Raw genomic sequence first — 404 nt, forward strand, 5'->3', positions numbered from 1 at the left:
GCCAGTGTCTTAAAGTATATTCGCTACTTCTTCCCTCTAACCCTCTCCAACCTTCAAAGCCACCACTACGTACGTATAACGTGAGCGGTATAGGTGCTCTCATAGCTGTGTTTGCTGAGTAAGTCGTTCACCTAGCACATTGACTGAGGAAAAGTCTTCTTTCAGTGGACCTTCGTGTAAGTCACGATAGTTTTAATAATTATCTGGTACTTTTTATTCTAAAGGTGTACGCTTCACATCGAGTGTTTTTTCGACAGTAAATCATGTTATATCTCTTGTTTAAAAGCTTTGTAAGAAGGCTGAACTCCGTGCAAAAAACGCGATGAAGTGTTGCTCGGAGTCTTAAATTAATCTTCATCAGGTGTTTTATGTGTGGGTAGCTTCGCTGAAGTTATACGCAGGCG

Source organism: Vibrio sp. OPT46 (assembly GCF_015163535.1).
Classification (GTDB): domain Bacteria; phylum Pseudomonadota; class Gammaproteobacteria; order Enterobacterales; family Vibrionaceae; genus Vibrio; species Vibrio alginolyticus.